The sequence below is a fragment of the Massilia cellulosiltytica genome (genome assembly GCF_047325105.1).
GTDB lineage: Bacteria > Pseudomonadota > Gammaproteobacteria > Burkholderiales > Burkholderiaceae_D > Telluria > Telluria orientalis.
This window is the reverse complement of record NZ_CP168562.1, coordinates 7059231-7076675: the sequence shown is the minus strand read 5'-3', so window position 1 is coordinate 7076675 and position 17445 is coordinate 7059231. Positions and strand designations below refer to the sequence as shown.

Genomic DNA, 17445 nt, shown 5'->3' with positions numbered 1-17445 from the left:
TTATGAGGGCCTGCTGAAGATCCGCGACATCGCGATTCGGCGTCCTGTCCCGGACGTCGGGAACGGGCGAATACCGGACTTTCGGTCACTTCCCAATTTAACAATCGGATGCCGAATCTTTGCCCCTGCCAGACGGTCTAACGATCATGACAAAAGCCCTGGTCCACATCGACAGCGGCGCGGCGACGATGGAAGGCATGCTCGAGCTGCCCGACACTCCCTCCGGCGTCGTGCTGTTCGCGCACGGCAGCGGAAGCAGCCGTTTGAGCCCGCGCAACAACCACGTCGCGCACGTGCTGCGCGACGCCGGCATCGGTACGCTGTTGCTGGACCTGCTCACGCCGCACGAAGACCGTCAATACCATAACCGATTCGACATTTCCCTGCTGACGGGCCGCCTGCGCGCGGCTACAACGTGGCTGGGCGCGCAGGACGCAACGGCCCCGTTGCCGCTCGGCCTGTTCGGCGCCAGCACGGGCGCGGCCGCCGCGTTGCAGTTGGCGGCCGATCCGGCGGTGCCCGTCGCGGCCGTCGTGGCGCGCGGCGGGCGCCCGGACCTTGCCGGCGACGACGCCTTGCGCGCCGTCGAGGCGCCGACACTCCTCATCGTGGGTGGCGCCGACGAACCCGTCATCACCCTGAACCTGCAAGCCTATGCCGAGCTGGGTTGCGTAAAACGGTTGGCGATCGTGCCCGGTGCAACGCATTTGTTCGAGGAACCTGGCACATTGGAAGAGGTGGCGCGGCTGGCGTCCGAATGGTTCACGACTTGGTTCACCCATGAGCCCTGACCTGCGCCTCGTGTTCGGCGGCGACGTCATGCTGGGCCGCCACGTCCGCGACGTCATGCTGCGCGACGGCATCCACGCACCACTGGAAGCCGTCTCTCCGTTGCTGCGTGCGGCCGACGCGGCCATCGTGAACCTTGAGTGCGCACTCACTGACAGCCCGGAGCGCTGGCACGGCGTCCCCAAGGCCTTTTATTTCGCCGCGCCGCCGGCGGCCGGCCAGGCGCTGGCCGATGCCGGCATCCGCATGGTGAGCCTCGCGAACAACCACAGTCTCGACTACGACGTACAAGGCCTGGCCGACACGCTGCGCACGCTGGACGCACACGGCATCGCCCACACCGGCGCCGGCCCCGACCTCGCATGGGCACTGTCTCCGGCCGTCGTGGCGTGCGGCGAGGTGCTGGTCGGGATGGCGGCATTCTGCGACCACCAGGCCGATTTCGCCGCGACGGACACTCACCCCGGCATCGCCTGGCTCGGCCTGCACGACGAAGCGGCCGCCACCGACGCGTTCGCCCGCGCGCTCGCGCCCCTGCGCGCGGCGGGCGTGCGCTGGCCGGTCCTGTCGCTGCACTGGGGGCCGAACAGGGTGACGGCGCCCGCGCCGCACCTGCGCCGCCTCGCTCACGCCGCGATCGACGTCGGCTGGAAGATCGTCTACGGGCACAGCGCCCACATCTTTCACGGCATCGAGCTGTACCGCGGCTGGCCGATCCTGTACGCGGCCGGCGACCTCGTCGACGACTACGCCGTCGACGCGGACCTGCGCAACGACCATCAACTGCTGTTCGAGGTGCACCTGGGCGAGGACACCCTGCGCCGCATCGTGCTGCATCCGGTGTTCATCCGCCACGGCCGCGTGCTGCCTGCCGACCACACGCAACGCACCTGGATTTATACGCGCATGCAGGCGCTGTGCCGCGATCTCGGCACGACGGCGCGGCTGGACGGCGGCCTGCTCGTCATCGAGCCGGATGCCGCCGCGCCGCACGAGTGATCAGCTTCGCAGACCGGCGTCTTCCGACACGTTCAGCGCCGCCGCAGTCCAGTCGAGCTCGCCGCGGTCCTTCGCCAGCGCGGACAGGAAGCGGTCGTGCATCATGCTGGCCAGCGGCATCGGCACGTGGGCCTTGCGCGCGGCCGCCATCACGAGATTCGCATCCTTGAAACCCAGCGACAGCTTGAAGCCGGGGCTGGCGTAGTCGTGCTGCGCGATCAGCTTGCCGTAATTGACGTACAGCGGCGTGGCGAAGATCGATTGGGTCATCACGTCCATCATGGCCGAGCGCTCGACGCCGTATTTCTCGCACAGGGTCGCCGCTTCCGCCATCGCCTCGATGACGCCCATGATCATGAAGTTACCGCTCAGCTTGACGATGCTGGCGGCGACGGGGTCGTCGCCCAGCGGGAACACGCGCTGGCCCATCGTTTCCAGCAGCGGCATGATCTTGTCGCGCGCGCCGGCTTCGCCCGCGACCAGAATGAACAGCATGGCGGCGGCCGCGGCGGTCGGGCGGCCGAATACGGGGGCGGCGACGAAGGCGGCACCGCGTTCGGCGTGCAGGGCGGCGATGCGCTGCGTTGTCTCCGGCGACACCGTGCTCATCGACACGTGGATACCGCCCGGACCCAGTTTTGCCGCGATGCCGTCCGGCCCGCCGACGACCTGCTCCAGCGCCGCGTCATCGGCCACCATCGTGAACACGACGCCGTCGCCGGCCACGGCCTGGCCCGGATGCTCGACCAGCGTGGCGCCCTTGGCGACGAGGTCGGCCGCCTTGCCGGGCGAGCGGTTCCACACGCGGAGCGTATGGCCTTTACTAATGAGGTTGCTTGCCATGGCATGTCCCATGCCGCCCAGGCCGACGTAGCCGATCTCCATATTGTTCTCCGTGATTGTCAGAATCTGCATGCTAGCAGTTCGCGCAAAAAAAACGGCCCGGGCTGCACACCCGGGCCGTTCATCCAGACAGGCGCTGGCAGATCAGCGCGGCAGTACCGACGAACCCATCAGGAATTCATCGACGGCGCGCGCGCACTGGCGGCCTTCGCGGATCGCCCACACGACCAGGGACTGGCCGCGGCGCATGTCGCCGGCGGTGAAGACTTTCGGCACCGACGTCTGGTAGCAGACATCGCCATCGGTCGTGGCGCGCGCGTTGCCGCGGGCATCCTTTTGCACGCCGAACGCGTCCAGCACCTGCTGCACCGGCGAGACGAAGCCCATGGCCAGCAGCACGAGGTCGGCCTTCAGTTCGAATTCCGAGTTGGCCACTTCCGTCATCTTGCCGTCTTTCCACTCGACGCGGCAGGCGATGATTTTTTCCACTTTACCGCCCTTGCCTTCGAAGCGCTTGGTGGCGACGGCGAAGTCGCGCTCGCAGCCTTCTTCGTGCGACGACGAGGTGCGCAGCTTGGTCGGCCAGTACGGCCACACGAGCGGCTTGTTTTCCTGTTCCGGCGGCATCGGCATCAGTTCGAACTGGGTCACCGATGCGGCGCCGTGGCGGTTCGACGTGCCCACGCAGTCGGAGCCGGTATCGCCGCCGCCGATCACGATCACGTGCTTGCCCGTGGCCTTGATCTGGTCTTTCACTTTGTCGCCGGCGTTGACGCGGTTCTGCTGCGGCAGGAAGTCCATCGCGAAGTGCACGCCCTTCAGGTCGCGGCCCGGGACCGGCAGGTCGCGCGGTGCCTCGGCGCCGCCGGCCATGATCACGGCGTCGTAATCCTTGACGAGGTCTTCCGGGAAGATGGTGTCGCGCGCCATGTTGCTGACGGTGGCCGGGAAATCCTTGCCGATCAGGGTCGACGTACGGAAGGTGACGCCTTCGGCCTTCATCTGTTCGACGCGGCGGTCGATCAGGTCTTTCTCCATCTTGAAGTCGGGGATGCCGTAGCGCAGCAGGCCGCCGACGCGGTCGTTCTTCTCGAACACCGTCACGTCGTGACCGGCGCGGCCCAGCTGCTGGGCCGCGGCCAGGCCTGCGGGGCCGGAACCGATGATCGCGACCTTCTTGCCGGTCTTGACGGCGGCCGGTTGCGGGACGATCCAGCCGTGTTCCCAGCCGGCGTCGGCGATCTTGCGCTCGATCGACTTGATGCCGACCGGCTCATTGTTGATGCCCAGCGTGCAGGCGGCTTCGCACGGCGCCGGGCAGATGCGGCCCGTGAATTCCGGGAAGTTGTTCGTCGAATGCAAGTTGTCGACGGCGTAGCGGTAGTTGCCGTGGTAAACCAGGTCGTTCCAGTCGGGGATCTGGTTGTTGACGGGGCAGCCGGTGTTGCAGAACGGGATGCCGCAATCCATGCAGCGCGCACCTTGCACCTTCGCTTGCGCGTCGGTCAGGGTGATCGAAAATTCCTTGTAGTTCTTGAGGCGGGCAGCGGGTTCCAGGTGGTCTTCTTCCTGGCGCTGAAATTCCATGAAGCCGGTGATCTTACCCATTTGTATTCCTTGGTATGTCGTGTTCTGTTCGGTTCGAGGAGATGCGGGCGGCGCGACTTCGGTTGCTTTTGCTTGGGTCCCCGCCTTCGCGGGGACGACGTTCAACCGCTAACGTTTGATCCGTCGCCCCCGCGCAGGCGGGGGCCCAAGTTCAACAGGCACGCGGCCCTTGCAGCATCAGGCAGCCAGTTCGATCTTGTCGTTGGCTTCTTCCATGCTGCTGTTGTGCATCTCTTCCAGTGCGCGCTTGTACTCGGTCGGGAAGACCTTGACGAACTTGCTGCGGCTGTTGGCCCAGTCGTCCAGCAGGTTGCGCGCACGGGTCGAACCCGTGTGCTTGAAGTGACGCTCGATCAGGCGCTTCAGGATCGCTTCGTCCGACTCGCGCTCGCCGTTGCGGGTCTGTGCGTGCCAGCTGGCCTTGTCGCTCTGTTCCTTGGTCGACTGCACGCTCTCCAGTGCCACCATCGCGGTGTTGCACTTCTGCTCGAAGTCGCCCTTCGGATCGTAGACATACGCCACACCGCCCGACATGCCCGCCGCGAAGTTGCGGCCGGTGTCGCCCAGCACGACGACGGTACCGCCGGTCATGTATTCGCAGCCGTGGTCGCCCACGCCTTCGACGATCGCGGTCGCACCCGAGTTACGCACCGCGAAACGCTCGCCGGCCACGCCGTTCAGGAACGCTTCACCGGCGATCGCGCCGTACAGCACCGTGTTGCCGACGATGATGTTGTCGACGGCCCAGCCGCGGAACTCCGTGTTCGGACGCACGATGATGCGGCCGCCCGACAGGCCTTTACCGACGTAGTCGTTACCTTCGCCGACCAGGTCCAGCGTGATGCCGTGTGCCAGGAACGCGCCGGCCGACTGGCCCGCGGTGCCCTGCAGCTGGATGTGGATCGTGTCGTCCGGCAGGCCGGCATGGCCGTAGCGCTTGGCGACTTCGCCCGACAGCATCGCGCCAACCGTGCGGTTGACGTTCTTCACCGGCGAGATGAACGAGACGCGCTCGCCCTTCTCCAGCGCGGCCTTGGCCTGTGCGATCAACTTGTGGTCCAGGGCCTTGTCCAGGCCGTGGTCCTGGCCGTCCGAGTGCAGCAGCTGGCGTTTGTCGTCGACCTTCGGCTGGTAGAAGATGTTCGAGAAGTCCAGGCCCTGTGCCTTCCAGTGGCCGACGGCCTTCGACTTGTCCAGCAGGTCGGAACGGCCGATCAGCTCGTCGAACGTGCGGATGCCCAGCTGGGCCATGATCTGGCGCGCTTCTTCGGCGACGAAGAAGAAGTAGTTCACGACGTGTTCCGGCTTGCCCGAGAACTTGGCGCGCAGTTCCGGATCCTGGGTGGCCACGCCCACCGGGCAGGTGTTCAGGTGGCACTTACGCATCATGATGCAGCCTTCGACGACCAGCGGTGCCGTCGCGAAGCCCACTTCGTCCGCGCCCAGCAGGGCGGCGATGACGACGTCGCGGCCGGTACGCATCTGGCCGTCGGCCTGGACGCGGATACGGCTGCGCAGGCCGTTCAGCACGAGGGTCTGCTGGGTCTCGGCGAGGCCCAGTTCCCACGGCGTGCCGGCGTGCTTGACCGACGACAGCGGCGATGCGCCGGTGCCGCCGTCATGGCCGGCGACGACGACGTGGTCGGCCTTCGCCTTCGACACACCGGCAGCGACCGTACCGATACCGACTTCCGACACCAGCTTCACGGAGATCGACGCGTGCGGGTTCACGTTTTTCAGGTCGTGGATCAGCTGCGCCAGGTCTTCGATCGAGTAGATGTCGTGGTGCGGCGGCGGCGAGATCAGGCCCACGCCCGGCACCGAGAAGCGCAGCGACGCGATGTACTCGGACACTTTGTGGCCCGGCAGCTGGCCGCCTTCGCCCGGCTTGGCGCCCTGCGCCATCTTGATCTGGATCTGGTCGGCGGACGCCAGGTATTCGGCGGTCACACCGAAGCGGCCCGATGCCACCTGCTTGATCTTCGAACGCAGCGAATCGCCTTCGACCAGCGGGATGTCGGCGACGACGCGGTCCTTGCCCAGGATCGAGGCCAGGGTCTCGCCCTTGGCGATCTTGATGCCCTTGAACTCGCCCATGTAGCGCGCCGGATCCTCACCGCCTTCGCCCGTGTTCGACTTGCCGCCGATACGGTTCATGGCGATGGCCAGCGTGGCGTGGGCTTCGGTCGAGATCGAGCCCAGCGACATCGCGCCGGTGGCGAAACGCTTGACGATCTCTTTTGCCGGCTCGACTTCGTCCAGCGGGATCGCCTTGGTCGGATCGATCTTGAATTCGAACAGGCCGCGCAGGGTCAGGTGACGGCGGGTCTGGTCGTTGATGAGCTGCGCGTACTCTTTATAGGTGCTGAAGTTGTTGGCACGGGTCGAGTGCTGCAGCTTGGCGATCGCGTCCGGCGTCCACAGGTGGTCTTCGCCGCGCACGCGGTAGGCGTATTCGCCGCCGACGTCCAGCGCATTGGCCAGCAGCGGATCCTTGCCGAAGGCCAGGCCGTGCAGGCGCAGGGCTTCCTCGGCCACTTCGAACAGGCCGATGCCTTCCACCGTCGACGACGTGCCGCGGAAGTACTTGTCGACCAGCGACTTGTTCAGGCCGATGGCTTCGAAAATCTGGGCGCCGCAGTACGACATGTAGGTCGAGATGCCCATCTTCGACATGACCTTCATGAGGCCCTTGCCGACTGCCTTGGTGTAGTTGTAGATGGCTTTATCTGCAGCCATCTCGTGCGGCAGCGTGTGCGCCAGGTCGACCAGCGTTTCCAGCGCCAGGTACGGGTGCACGGCTTCCGCGCCGTAGCCGGCCAGCAGGGCGAAGTGGTGCGTCTCGCGGCACGAACCGGTTTCCACGACGAGGCCCGTCGATGCGCGCAGGCCGCGCTGGACGAGGTGCTGGTGGATCGCGGACGTCGCCAGCAGCGCGGGGATCGCGACCTGGTCGGCGTTGACGTTGCGGTCCGAGACGATCAGGATGTTGTGGCCCGACTTGACGGCATCGACGGCTTCCGCGCACAGCGAGGCCAGCGACGCTTCGATGCCTTCCTTGCCCCACGAGACCGGGTAGCAGATGTTCAGTTCATACGACTTGAACTTGCCGCCGGTGTGCAGGCTGATGCTGCGCAGGCGGGCCATGTCGTCGAAGCCGATCACCGGCTGCGACACTTCGAGGCGCATCGGCGGGTTGACGTTGTTCGTGTCCAGCAGGTTCGGCTTCGGACCGATGAACGACACGAGCGACATCACCATCGCTTCGCGGATCGGGTCGATCGGCGGGTTCGTGACCTGGGCGAACAGCTGCTTGAAGTACGAGTACAGCGGCTTCAGCTTGTTCGACATGACGGCCAGCGGCGAGTCGTTACCCATCGAGCCGGTGGCTTCTTCGCCCAGCACGGCCATCGGGGCCATCAGGAACTTCAAGTCTTCCTGGGTGTAGCCGAATGCCTGCTGGCGGTCCAGCAGAGAAATAGCGGCTTTCTCGCCCTGCGCATCCTTGGCACGGTTCTGCGACAGCTGGCTTTCCGACAGCTTGATTTCGTTGAGCTTGATGCGCACCGACTTGATCCATGCTTTATAGGGCTTGGCGTTCGAGTAGGTGTCTTTCAGTTCCTTGTCGTCGATGATGCGGCCAGCTTCCAGGTCGATGAGGAACATCTTGCCCGGCTGCAGACGCCATTTCTTGACGATGCGCGATTCCGGGATCGGCAGCGTGCCCGATTCCGAGGCCATGACGACCAGGTCGTCGTCCGTGACGATGTAGCGCGCCGGACGCAGGCCGTTGCGGTCCAGCGTACCGCCGATGTGGCGGCCGTCGGTGAAGGCCATGGCGGCCGGGCCGTCCCACGGTTCCATCATCGCGGCGTGGTATTCGTAGAACGCGCGGCGGTTCTCGTCCATCGTCGCGTGGTTTTCCCAGGCTTCCGGGATCATCATCATCATCGCCTGGGCGATCGGGTAGCCGGCCATGACCAGCAGTTCGAGCGCGTTGTCGAAGCAGGCGGTGTCCGACTGGCCTTCATAGATCAGCGGGAACAGTTTCTGCAGGTCGTCGCCCAGCACGGCCGACTTCATGACGCCTTCGCGGGCGCGGGTCCAGTTGAAGTTGCCCTTGACGGTGTTGATCTCGCCGTTGTGCGCCAGCAGGCGGTACGGGTGGGCCAGCGGCCACTCCGGGAACGTGTTCGTCGAGAAGCGCTGGTGCACCATGGCCAGCGCGGAGACGCAGCGCGGGTCCTGCAGGTCCTTGTAGTACACGCCGACCTGGTCCGCCAGCAGCAGGCCCTTGTAGACGACGGTACGGGCGGACATCGACGGCACGAAGAATTCCTTGCCGTGGATGAGTTTCAGGGCCTGGATCGCGTGGCCCGACGATTTGCGGATGACGTACAGCTTGCGCTCGAGCGCGTCCGTGACCATCACGTCCGGGCCGCGGCCGATGAAGATCTGGCGGATCACCGGCTCTTTGGTGCGGACGGTCGGCGACATCGGCATCGTGTCGTCCACCGGCACGTTGCGCCAGCCCAGCACGACCTGGCCTTCGGCGCGCACGGCGCGCTCGATTTCCTGTTCGCAGGCGATGCGCGAAGCGTGTTCCTTCGGCAGGAAGATCATGCCGACGCCATATTCGCCCGGCGGCGGCAGTTCGATGCCCTGCTTGGCCATCTCGTCGCGGTAGAACTGGTCGGGGATCTGGATCAGGATACCCGCACCGTCGCCCATCAGGGCATCGGCACCGACGGCGCCCCGGTGGTCCAGGTTTTTCAGGATCAGCAGACCCTGTTCAATAATGGAGTGGCTCTTGTTGCCCTTGATATGGGCGACGAAACCGACGCCACAGGCGTCGTGTTCATTGGCGGGATCGTACAAACCTTGGGCAATCATGGGGGCTCCGCAGCATTTTGAAGATATTGAAGGCCGAGGATAGAGCAGACTTCGGTAAACATCAATAGCAATAATTAGGGTCGGAGTCGAATTAAATGCCGAGTTTTTTAGTCGCGAATTAAATGGGGACATAGTAAGCAAAATTGTTCAGTTCGCTTATTCCATTAATAAAATCATATAGTTATACGAAAAACCGTCGTTCCCGCGGAAGCGGGAACCCATGCTGAGCTGGCCTTAGATATTCAGTATGGATTCCCGCTTGCGCGGGAATGACGGGCATAAAAAAAGGGAGGCAACGGCCTCCCCCCTCTGTATTTGTTGCAATGACGCTGCGCACAAATCTATTCCGCAGCCTTGACCTTGAACGGCCTCCCCCGCTTCGCCGGCAGGATCTGGCGCTTGGTCTTGTGCTCCAGCTCGACCTTGAACGCATGGGTCCCCAGCGGCGCCCCCTTCAGCACCGCCGCATTGATCGTGTCCAGCTCCTGCCCCGACATGCCCTGCTGCGCCAGCTCGATGAACGCCGCTTCGCGCTGGAACGGCGTGTTGCCGAGTTCCCAGTACTTGGCGTGGTCGGTAATGAGCGGATCCGGCCGCACGCCGGCGTGATGCGCGTAGCTCGACCACGGATAGTCGAGCGGATCGAACGCCAGCTGGCTGCGCAGCGGGTTCAATTCGATGTAGCGGATGCAGGCGAGGAAATACGCGTCCGGGTCGATCAGGGACGTGCGGAAGCGGCCCTGGAACAGGGTGCCCGAGCGGCCATACTTGTTGTTGAACCAGGGAACATATAACCGTCCCACCTTCTGCATCATCGCCGCCAGGCCGTCCTCGTCGGACGGCGTCGCCAGCACATGCAGGTGGTTCGGCATCAGGACGTACGCGTGGATGGCCACGCGGTAGAACTTCGCGCTCTCGCGCAGCCATTCCAGGAAGCGGCGGTGGTCTTCGTCGTCGCGGAAGATCAGTTGGTTGTCGTTGCCGCGCTGGATGATCAGATGCGGCTGGTTCGGCAGGATCAGTCGGGGTTGGCGGGCCATGGCGTCATTCTAACGCAATCACCCCGCTCTGTCCCCAATTAATCAGGCCAGCGTGAACCCGGCGGACAGGCTGTAGCCCTCGCCATAGGCGCTGCGCAGCGGCAGGTCCTGGCCGAGGCCGGTGCGGGCCTTCTTGCGCAGGCGGTAGACGAGCATGTCGACGCGGCGGCTGGCATCCGGATCGTCGCCACCCATGCCGGCCACGATCACCTGGCGCGGAACGGGCCGGGTGTTGATGGTCAGCAGGTGCAGGAAGTTGCACTCTTTTTCCGTCAGGTCGATCACCTTGCCCATCAGCTCGAGCTGGCGGGCCGAGACGCGCAGGGTCCACTTGCTCGGCGCGGGCGCCGGCTCGGACGACGGCCGCACGCGGCGGTCCAGCGCCTCGATGTGGGCGGCCAGTTCCGGGAATTTGATCGGCTTGGTGAGATAGTGGTCGGCGCCGAGGCGCAGGCCGAGGATGCGGTTGTCGAAGGCCACGCGGCCCGTCAGCACCAACAGCCCGATCTCGGGATACAGCTGGCGCATTCGTGGAATCACGTTGAAGCCGTCCTCGTCGGGCAGGCCCAGGTCGAGCACGACCACGGCCGCCGGCGTGCGCGTCAGCGCGGCCCACATATCGCTGGCGGTGGTCGCGATCGTGACGTCGTGGCCGAGTTCCTTGAGGAAATCGGCCATATCGCCTGCGTATTCGCCATTGTCTTCAACAATCAATATTTGCGTCATGGGTTTTGCCAATTCCTTGTTTCGTATTCCCGGCTTCGTTGTCGGGCGGCTAACCCCGGTCGCCATGCCGATTATCACTGCTGGTCATTCCGGAAGCAAGACTTTTTGCCCCGCTCGCCTGTGCCGGCAGCCATAGCCTGAACTCGGCGCCGCCCTCTGGAGGACATGCATATGTCAAACTGCCACCGTGCACTTCCACCACGGAGCGCGCCATGTACAGTCCGAGCCCGCTGCCCGCGACGCCCTCGACATTCGCGCCGCGGTAACCCTTGTCGAAGATGCGTGCGACGTCGTCCGCCGGCACGCCATATCCCTCGTCGCGCAGCGCCAGTTCGACGCCGCCGTCGACCCGCCGTCCCGCCACGTGCAGCGCGGTGCCGGCCGGTGTATAGCGCAGGGCATTGTCCAACAACACCTTGAGCGCCAGGCGCAGGCCGGACGGTTCGCCTCGCAGCGCGGCCGGCAGGTCGCTGGCTTGCAAGGTCACGGGACGTCCGGCCGCGCGCGCCTGCGCCACCAGTTCTTCCAGCAGCAGCTTCGGCCCCACCTTGTTCTCGCGGCGCTGGCTGCCGAGCGCGGCCATGCGCTCGGGGGACAGATAGTCGTCCAGCATCGCGATCAGGCGGTCCGTCGCGGTGGCGATCTTGCGGTAGCGCTCGCGCGTTGCCTCATCCGCCTTCGTGCCCAGCGCTTCGAGGCGCTGGATCGCGCCGTCTATCGTCGACAGCGGCGTGCGGAATTCATGGTTCAGCATGCTGGCAAACCGCTTTCTCTCGCGCTCCCGCTCGCGCCGCGCGGACACGTCGCGCACGAGGCCCAGCAGCGCCCGCGGCTGGCCGGCGTCGTCCAGCGCCAGGGTCGAAATCACCTCGACGGCCACCTCGCTGCCGTCCGGCCGGCGCAGGTCGAACTCGCGCATCACGCGCAGGCGCGACCCGTCGCCGGCGGCAAACCGGCGCAGCCGCTCCGGCAGGCCGGCGCACAAGGCGGCCAGCGGGCCGTCCCCCCCCTGCTCCATCTGCGCGCGGATGTCGGCGAGCGAATAGCCGAGCATGTCGTCGACGCCGGGGCTGACATACGCCGGCACACCGGTGGTGCAATCGAGGATGAAGGCCAGGTCACCGCCCAGTTCGGCAATCGTGCGAAAGGCGTCCGCCGTGGAGATGTCCGCCGAGACGGATGCGCTGCGCGTCATGATGGCCTTAATGAGAATGATTCCAGACAATAAGTATAGTGCCCGATATAACGCTTTGCATAGATAACCTGGGGCCGCCGTTGCGTCAAACACGCAGAATACGAAGATAAGCGATATATGCATGCGCAAATAAAAAGGGCAAGCCGCACAGGCTTGCCCTCTTGGCCACGACGCTGCCGCGTTTACTCGTCCAGCGGCGCGAAGATCGCCTGCAGGTCTTCCTGCGTGAGCGCCATCTTCTGCGATTCGCCTTCGGCCAGGATCGACGCCGCCAGCTCGGATTTCTTTTGCTGCAGCAGCTGGATCTTTTCTTCCAGCGTGCCCTTCGCGATCAGTTTATAGACGAACACCGGTTTGTCCTGCCCGATGCGCCATGCACGGTCCGTCGCCTGGTTCTCGGCCGCCGGGTTCCACCACGGGTCGTAGTGGATGACCGTGTCGGCCGCGGTCAGGTTCAGGCCCACGCCGCCGGCCTTGAGGCTGATCAGGAAGATCGGCACGGCGCCCTGCTGGAATGCCGCCACCTGCGCGGAACGGTCGCGCGTCTCGCCGGTGAGAATCGCGTACGGGATCTTGCGCGCATCGAGTTCTTCTTCGATCAGGCCCAGCATGCTCGTGAACTGCGAGAACACGAGGATCTTGCGGCCCTCTCCCAGCAGGTCGTCGACCATCTGCATCAGGTCGATGAGCTTGGCCGACACGGCCGCCGTGTTCTTCTTGCCCGGCATCGCCTTCACCAGACGCGGGTCGCAGCAGACCTGGCGCAGTTTCAGCAGCGCTTCCAGGATGACGATCTGGCTGCGCGCCACGCCCTTGCGGTCGATCTCGTCGCGCACCTTCTTGTCCATCGCCAGGCGCACGGTCTCGTACAGGTCGCGCTGCGGGCCCGTGATCTCGATGCGGCGGATCATCTCCGTCTTTTCCGGCAGCTCTTTCGCCACGTGGTCCTTCGTGCGGCGCAGCAGGAACGGCTTGATGCGGCGGTTCAGCAGCATGCGGCGCACCGGGTCGTCCTGGCGCTCGATCGGGTGACGGAACTGCGTATTGAAGGTCTTCTCGTCGCCGAGCAGGCCCGGCAGCAGGAAGTGGAATTGCGACCACAGCTCGCCCAGGTGGTTTTCCAGCGGCGTGCCGGACAGGCACAGGCGGTGGCGCGCGTTCAGCGAGCCGGCCGTCTGCGCCGCCTTCGAGCGCGTGTTCTTGATGTAGTGCGATTCGTCCAGGATCACGAGGTGGTACTCGTGCTCGCGCAGCTTTTCTTCGTCGCGCGGCAGCAGCGCGTACGTCGTCAGCACGATGTCGGCGCCATCGATCTGGTCGAACAGATCCATGCGCTCCTTGCCCTGCAACAGCAGCACCTTCAGGTCCGGAGCGAAGCGCGCGGCTTCTTCCATCCAGTTCATCATGAGGCTCGTCGGCGCGATGACCAGCGCCGGGTTCGTCAGGCGGCCCGCTTCCTTTTCCGTCAGGATGTGGGCGATCGTCTGCACGGTTTTACCGAGACCCATGTCGTCGGCGAGGATGCCGCCCAGGTCGTATTCGCGCAGGAATTGCATCCATGCGAGACCGTCGAGCTGGTAATCGCGCAAGGTCGCCTGCAGGCCCTTCGGCGCATCGACCTTTTTCACCTTGCCGAACTGGCTCAGCTTGCGGCCCGTTTCGCGCAGGCGCTCGCCGCCGGTCCACGTCAGTTCGGTGCCTTTCGCGAGTTCTTCCAGGCGCGCCGCATCCAGCGTCGACAGGCGGACCTTGTTCTTGATCTTGTCGTTGAAATACAGCTCGCCCAGCGTCGACAGGATGGGCTTCACGCGGCCCCACGGCAGCGCCACGCGCACGCCGTCCGGCAAGGTCGCCAGCATCTGGTCGGCTTCCGCGTGCGCGGCCAGCACGTCCGGATTGAAGTCCAGCGGCGCCGTGCGAATGAGTTGCACCAGCACGGGCAGCAGCGGCATGCGCTTGCGGTTGACGACGATGCCCAGCTCCAGCTCGAACCACGCGTTGCCGGCCTCGGGCGGCTCGTCGATGTCGGCATACCACTCTTCGACCGGCACGACGTCGTAGCGGTATTTCGGCGACTTCTGCACGTGCCAGCCGAGGTCGGACAGCGCGTCGAGGTCGTTTTCGGCGAAGCGCAGCCAGTGCGCCTGGCCGTCCAGCAGCAGCGCGCCGGACAGGGCCGACAGCGGCGTCGTGGCCGGCTTGCGGAAGCCCAGCTTGTTCAGGGCGTCCAGCGCGACCGCTTCCAGCGCGTCGTCGCGCTCGATGACTTCGGTGACGTCGCCGATCTGGCGCACGACGCGCTGGGCCGGGTCGAACGAGATGCGCTGGCCGTCGTAGTCGAACGACAGCACGGCGAAGTCCTGCCAGCGCTGGCCGTTACCCTCGGCCTGCGGGATGGCGTCCAGCAGCAGGTGCGGCTGCGGTTTCACGTCGGTGCGGATGCGCTGCGTGAGCGGCTGCGGCAGCGGCATCAGCTGTTGCAGGCCATGCGCCAGCAGCAATTGCGACACGCGTTTCTTGTCGTTGCCGGCCAGCGGCGGCGCCTGCGACACGAGTGCCTGCAGGTCGGCCAGCGAGATGTCGATGCCGCCGCGGTTCAGGTCCAGCGGGCCGCACGACAGGTTGTCGATGTACCACGGCGGATCCGTCGGCAGCATGTAGTCGACGAGATCGGCGCCGGGGTGCGTCGCGCCCTTGGCCGGCTCCACCGACCAGCCGAGCTTGGCCGCGCGGCCTTCGTCGCGCCACGTGAGATTGGCCTTGCGCACAGGCCCCGCCTGCAGCGGATACAGCAGGCCATTGGTCATGTCGGACCACGAGTTCGCCCACAGCAGTTTCCCTTGCGCGAGCAGTTGCTGCAGCAGGATGGCGCCGACCTTGCCCTTGGGCTCGGTCGCGCTCGTGCTCTGGTTGGAGCCGCTGCGCATGGCGATGAAGAAACGCACCAGGTCCTCGTCGTCGCCTTCGAGGTACGCGGGCGGCGCCGACAGCAGCGAGAACACTTCGCTCACCGGGCTGGCCGCGGCCACGTCGCCGTTCGGGCGCAGGCGCGCCTTGCACAGGCAGATCGCGACGTGGCGGCCGCCGCTGGTCGGGGCCATGACATAAACGAATTTGTACTGGACGGCCTTGGGGTCAGTGACTTCCGCGGTCAGCTTCGGCTGGGGATGTGCTGCGGCCTCGACCCTTTGCAGCCAGCTTAACACCGGTGCGGGCAGGGCCGGAGCGCGTGCAGGTGCTCGAGCCGGCGGTGCGTCGCTGGTGTCGTCGCGATGAAAATCAACTGTGTGCATGGGTCTCACGAGTCTTTAATTTGAAAAAACAACAATACCTATTATCCGTCATGCGACCCGAACAGCTTTGTTAGGGATCGCACGTAGCGGGTAAAACTTTACGAGACGAAAAGAGTAGAAGTTACACTCTGGCGCCTCGCTTTGCCAGCCCCCATCACGCATTTTTTTGCGGGTGCGTCATGACACGAGGCGCCAGTCCGGCGCACTCAGGTGCTTCATGAAGAACTCGGCCAGGGCTTCCACCTTGGCCGGCCGTGTGCGTGCCGATGGCGTGACGAAGTACAGGCCACCCCGCGCCATCTGCCAGCCCTCCAGTATGGGGACAAGCCGCCCGGCGCGCACGTGATCTGCCGCAATAAATTCAGGGAACTCGGCAATCGCCAGGCCCTCCAATACGGTGGGCAGCAGCGCATCCGAATTCGTCACCCGCAGCGGCCCTTCCGGCTTGATGGCGACTTCCTCCCCGTCCGCGTTGGTGAAGCGCCACACGTCGATGCGCGCGCGATAGGTATAGCCGAGGCAGGGATGATCCGCGAGCTCGGACGGATGCCGCGGCGTTCCCCGCGTTGCCAGATACTCGGGCGAGGCGACGATGATCTGCGCCACCGGACACAGCCTGCGCGCCACCAGCGACGAATCGGGCAGCACGGCGATGCGCAGGGCGGCATCGAAGCCCTGGCCCACGAGATCGACGGTGGCATCGGACAGGTGCAGGTCGATCTGCACGTCGGGGTATTCACGGAAGAACGCGGGCATCAGCGGCGCGACCCAGCGCACCCCGAACGACATCGGCACGGCCAGCCGCACGAGCCCGCGCGGCCGCGCCGACATCTCGCGCGCGGCATGCTCCGCCTCTTCGGCTTCGCGATAAATCTTCAATGCGCTGTCCGCGATGGTGCGGCCGAATTCGGTCAGCGCCAGCTGGCGCGACGTCCGATTCAGCAGCCGCGCACCGAGCCGCTCCTCGAGCCGCGCGACGGCCCGCGACACGGTCGCCACCGACACCCCGAGCGCACGCGCGGCGCCGGCGAACGAGCGTTCCTCGGCCACCTTGGCGAACATCGCGAGACCTTCGAAATCGGGCAACAGGGACATCGTTCGTCGTCGGCGGGGAACCGATGAGTTATCGAACCCGACATGTTACGGCATCCCGGCGCCGGTGCCTATCGGCCTTCCGAAGTATGCACGACAAAAATGCAAAGATAGTTTGCGATCAGTGCTATTTTAATGTGGCGTTGACCCCGGTACGATGGTTTCCGTCGACTTCGACATCAACCAAAACGGAGAACATCATGACTGCCAAACTCGCCAACAAAATCGCTCTCGTCACCGGCGCCACCAGCGGCATCGGCCTGGCCACCGCCCAACGCTTCGCCCTCGAAGGCGCACAAGTGATCGTCACCGGCCGCCGCCAGGCCGAACTGGACGCCGCGGTAAACAGCATCGGCCACGACGCGATCGGATTACGCGTCGACTCCAGCGACCTGACCGCGCTGGACGGCCTGTATGAAGAGATCCGCGCCCGCTTCGGCCGCCTGGACGTCCTGTACGCCAATGCCGGCGGCGGCTCGATGCTCCCGCTGGGCGACATCACGGAAGAACAGTTCGACGACACGTTCGGCCGCAACGTGAAAGGCACGCTGTTCACCGTGCAGAAAGCGCTGCCGCTGCTGTCGAAAGGCGCCTCGGTGATCCTGACCGGCTCGACGGCCGGCAGCTCCGGCACCCCGGCGTTCAGTGTCTACGCCGCCAGCAAGGCCGCCGTCCGCGCTTTCGCCCGCAACTGGATCCTGGACCTGAAGGACCGCGGCATCCGCGTCAACACGATCAGCCCGGGCGCCACCCGCACCCCCGGCCTCGTCGAACTGGCCGGCAACGACGCCGCCGCGCAACAGGGCCTCGTCGACTACCTGGCCGCGCAGATCCCGCTGGGCCGCGTCGGCGAGCCGGACGAGATCGCGAAAGCCGCCGTGTTCCTCGCGTCCGACGACGCCAGCTTCGTCAACGGCACCGAGCTGTTCGTCGATGGCGGCCAGGCGCAGATCTGATGCTTGACCGG

At 65.3% G+C, this 17445-nt stretch carries 11 protein-coding genes; 3 read left to right on the top strand and 8 right to left on the bottom strand.

From position 1 onward, the window contains the following. Nucleotides 1-146: 146 nt before the first annotated feature. Complete coding sequence (locus tag ACEN9H_RS31150) at nt 147-791, top strand: dienelactone hydrolase family protein (protein WP_413673245.1); 645 nt, start codon at nt 147-149, stop codon at nt 789-791. Beyond that, complete coding sequence (locus ACEN9H_RS31145; protein ID WP_413673244.1) at nt 781-1788, top strand: CapA family protein; 1008 nt, start codon at nt 781-783, stop codon at nt 1786-1788. Before ACEN9H_RS31150 ends, ACEN9H_RS31145 begins: the two co-directional genes overlap by 11 nt. Here ACEN9H_RS31145 and ACEN9H_RS31140 read toward each other — a convergent pair whose 3' ends face one another. The 8 genes from ACEN9H_RS31140 to ACEN9H_RS31105 form a co-directional block, all read right to left on the bottom strand. Beyond that, nucleotides 1789-2703, bottom strand: coding sequence for an NAD(P)-dependent oxidoreductase (locus ACEN9H_RS31140; RefSeq protein WP_413673243.1), 915 nt, complete (start codon nt 2701-2703; stop codon nt 1789-1791). 72 nt (nt 2704-2775) lie between these two features. Further along, nucleotides 2776-4239, bottom strand: coding sequence for a glutamate synthase subunit beta (locus tag ACEN9H_RS31135; RefSeq protein WP_413673242.1), 1464 nt, complete (start codon nt 4237-4239; stop codon nt 2776-2778). 177 nt (nt 4240-4416) lie between these two features. After that, on the bottom strand, nt 4417-9132 hold the full coding sequence (locus ACEN9H_RS31130; RefSeq protein WP_413673241.1) for a glutamate synthase-related protein: 4716 nt from the start codon (nt 9130-9132) through the stop codon (nt 4417-4419). A gap of 341 nt (nt 9133-9473) precedes the next feature. Beyond that, nucleotides 9474-10172 carry a transposase gene (locus ACEN9H_RS31125; RefSeq protein WP_371763171.1) on the bottom strand — a complete coding sequence of 233 codons (699 nt, stop codon included), beginning with the start codon at nt 10170-10172 and terminating at the stop codon, nt 9474-9476. 42 nt (nt 10173-10214) lie between these two features. After that, nucleotides 10215-10898, bottom strand: a complete 684-nt coding sequence (locus ACEN9H_RS31120; RefSeq protein ID WP_056126096.1) for a response regulator transcription factor — start codon at nt 10896-10898, stop codon at nt 10215-10217. Between the two features lie 49 nt (nt 10899-10947). After that, the gene (locus ACEN9H_RS31115) at nt 10948-12093 is read right to left on the bottom strand and encodes an ATP-binding protein (protein WP_413673240.1); all 1146 of its coding nucleotides are present in this window, start codon (nt 12091-12093) and stop codon (nt 10948-10950) included. 182 nt (nt 12094-12275) lie between these two features. Further along, complete coding sequence (locus tag ACEN9H_RS31110; protein ID WP_413673239.1) at nt 12276-15386, bottom strand: DEAD/DEAH box helicase; 3111 nt, start codon at nt 15384-15386, stop codon at nt 12276-12278. 177 nt (nt 15387-15563) lie between these two features. Continuing rightward, a complete protein-coding gene (locus tag ACEN9H_RS31105; protein WP_413673238.1) occupies nt 15564-16481 on the bottom strand; it encodes a LysR family transcriptional regulator in 918 nt (305 codons plus the stop codon). Between the two features lie 197 nt (nt 16482-16678). On the opposite strand from ACEN9H_RS31105, the gene ACEN9H_RS31100 reads away from it, so the two are divergent. Beyond that, complete coding sequence (locus ACEN9H_RS31100; protein ID WP_056126209.1) at nt 16679-17434, top strand: SDR family oxidoreductase; 756 nt, start codon at nt 16679-16681, stop codon at nt 17432-17434. The last annotated feature ends 11 nt before the right edge of the window (nt 17435-17445 follow it).

Bases quoted from the DNA above. Each gene is read 5' to 3' on its own strand.
- ACEN9H_RS31150 (WP_413673245.1), top strand. From the start codon at position 147: ATGACAAAAGCCCTGGTCCACATCGACAGCGGCGCGGCGACGATGGAA.
- ACEN9H_RS31145 (WP_413673244.1), top strand. From the start codon at position 781: ATGAGCCCTGACCTGCGCCTCGTGTTCGGCGGCGACGTCATGCTGGGC.
- ACEN9H_RS31140 (WP_413673243.1), bottom strand. From the start codon at position 2,703: ATGCAGATTCTGACAATCACGGAGAACAATATGGAGATCGGCTACGTC.
- ACEN9H_RS31135 (WP_413673242.1), bottom strand. From the start codon at position 4,239: ATGGGTAAGATCACCGGCTTCATGGAATTTCAGCGCCAGGAAGAAGAC.
- ACEN9H_RS31130 (WP_413673241.1), bottom strand. From the start codon at position 9,132: ATGATTGCCCAAGGTTTGTACGATCCCGCCAATGAACACGACGCCTGT.
- ACEN9H_RS31125 (WP_371763171.1), bottom strand. From the start codon at position 10,172: ATGGCCCGCCAACCCCGACTGATCCTGCCGAACCAGCCGCATCTGATC.
- ACEN9H_RS31120 (WP_056126096.1), bottom strand. From the start codon at position 10,898: ATGACGCAAATATTGATTGTTGAAGACAATGGCGAATACGCAGGCGAT.
- ACEN9H_RS31115 (WP_413673240.1), bottom strand. From the start codon at position 12,093: ATGACGCGCAGCGCATCCGTCTCGGCGGACATCTCCACGGCGGACGCC.
- ACEN9H_RS31110 (WP_413673239.1), bottom strand. From the start codon at position 15,386: ATGCACACAGTTGATTTTCATCGCGACGACACCAGCGACGCACCGCCG.
- ACEN9H_RS31105 (WP_413673238.1), bottom strand. From the start codon at position 16,481: ATGTCCCTGTTGCCCGATTTCGAAGGTCTCGCGATGTTCGCCAAGGTG.
- ACEN9H_RS31100 (WP_056126209.1), top strand. From the start codon at position 16,679: ATGACTGCCAAACTCGCCAACAAAATCGCTCTCGTCACCGGCGCCACC.